This is a genomic window from Paenibacillus turicensis, assembly GCF_050461185.1.
In the GTDB taxonomy this organism is placed as follows: Bacteria; Bacillota; Bacilli; order Paenibacillales; family Paenibacillaceae; genus Fontibacillus; species Fontibacillus turicensis_A.
Window position 1 is genome coordinate 1 of sequence record NZ_JBCMOR010000027.1, and the last position, 1,723, is coordinate 1,723.

Below are 1,723 nucleotides of genomic sequence, written 5' to 3' on the forward strand. Positions count from 1 at the left end.
TGAAGTGCTCCCTGTCAAGTAGACAATGAAAAAAACAAAAAACGGTTAGTTCTATCCCTCAGTTGAAATGAAAAACTGGGGGATTATTTTATGAAGCAGCTTGTCGATACTCTTGTGGGGACAAACCGTTAAGGCGCTCAGTATAGCGGTAATGATTGTAATATCGTATATAATTTCGTACATCTTTTAGAACATCATCGAAGGTGTCATGCTTCTCTAAGTAAAAGCTTTCTGCCTTGAATGTACCCCAAAATCGTTCTATTGGCTGGTTATCTAAGCATCGACTCACACGTGACATACTCTTTTTAAAGGTATACTTTGTCTTTAGTCGATGGTACTCATGCGAGGTATATTGGAAACCTCTGTCACTATGTAGGAGTGGCGTTGCTCCACGATTCCGCTTATACGCTTTCTTTACTGTGTCCATGACGAGTTTATTATTGTTGGAGGAACTGAGCACCCATGAGACAATGGAATTGTCATACACATCAATGATGGCACTCAGATAAGCCTTTCGACTGTTCCCATATTTCAATTCAGTGACATCTGTACACCATTTTAAATTGGGAGATGTAGCTTGAAATTCACGATTCATCCTGTTTTCAGCGACATGTGCCTGTGTAGCTCTCATGTAGCTTGGACGCTTTCTACGAATCACCGCTTGGAGCGCCAGTGCGCTCATCACTCGATAATACCGCTTCTTGTTGTAACTCTTTTTAAGTTTACGATTCAATTGAAGGCGCATTTGGCGATAACCAAGAATCCCTTTGCGTTTGTCATAGTGAAGCTTCACTTCTTTTGCTAGAGATTGATTCTCAACTTCCCGTGCGGATGGCTTCCACTTTAGCCACTTGTAATAGGCAGATCGGGCGATTCCCGCTAGCTCACAGAGCTCTGTGATTGTATATCCCTTTTTTACATGCAGTTGTTGAATAGCTTGATAGATTTCTACATGCCGAACCAAGGTTAACGTGGTTTTCTTCGCCGGATCTCTGCCAACTTTTTTGCAAAGTCGTTCTCCATTTCTAAATACCTATTTCGTGCTTCCAGCTCCTTAATTCGAAGCTTCAGTTGTTCCTGTTCACTCATTTCCTCTTGCGGTTTTTTACGACCCCGAAGATCTTGTAATGCTTCTTGACCTCCGGCTTGATATTTACGAACCCAGGCATAAACTTGTTGATAGGATACATTGTATTGTGCCATTGCCTGCTGATAGTCTAAGTTATGCGCAATTGTGAATTGTGCGATTTCAATACGTTCTTCGAATGTGGTTTTGCGTCCTTGATTCATATGAATTGTTCCTTTACGAGTGGGCTTAATTTCTCCCTTACCAGTATACTTGGAAATCCATCTCGCCAACACACTTTTATCCGAAATATGATATTGTTTTGTTGCTTCTCGTAACGAATAATTTCCAGATAGTACATCTTTAATCGCAGCCTGCTTGAGCTCCTGTGAGTAAATTTTACAAGTCCTCGATTCCTCTAAACCTTCTATTCCTTGCTCTTCATACTTTCTTATCCAATCCTTCACCGTTCCATTATCCACACCTAGTTGACTTGCTTCATAATGAGGATTTGATTCCTGCCTAAGGCATTTTCTTACAACTTGCAATTTTACATCTACTGAAATTAAACACCTTTTTGACATACAAAAAACTCCCATCACTGTAGTAGTAGAAATTTTTGTTTTTTCTACTGTCTACTATGTTGGGAGCATATCA

The 1,723-nt window shown here is 40.3% G+C and carries 2 protein-coding genes; both read right to left on the minus strand.

The window, feature by feature from the left end; genetic code table 11:
* Nucleotides 1-88 precede the first annotated feature (88 nt).
* Nucleotides 89-964 carry an IS3 family transposase gene (locus ABE099_RS20705; RefSeq protein ID WP_430033552.1) on the minus strand — a complete coding sequence of 292 codons (876 nt, stop codon included), beginning with the start codon at nucleotides 962-964 and terminating at the stop codon, nucleotides 89-91.
* A 2-nt stretch (nucleotides 965-966) separates the two neighbouring features.
* Nucleotides 967-1,650, minus strand: a complete 684-nt coding sequence (locus ABE099_RS20710) for a helix-turn-helix domain-containing protein (RefSeq protein WP_430033555.1) — start codon at nucleotides 1,648-1,650, stop codon at nucleotides 967-969.
* Nucleotides 1,651-1,723 lie beyond the last annotated feature (73 nt).

What these genes read in the sequence shown, in the direction of transcription:
- ABE099_RS20710 (WP_430033555.1), bottom strand. Translation starts at nt 1,650, where the DNA reads ATGTCAAAAAGGTGTTTAATTTCAGTAGATGTAAAATTGCAAGTTGTA.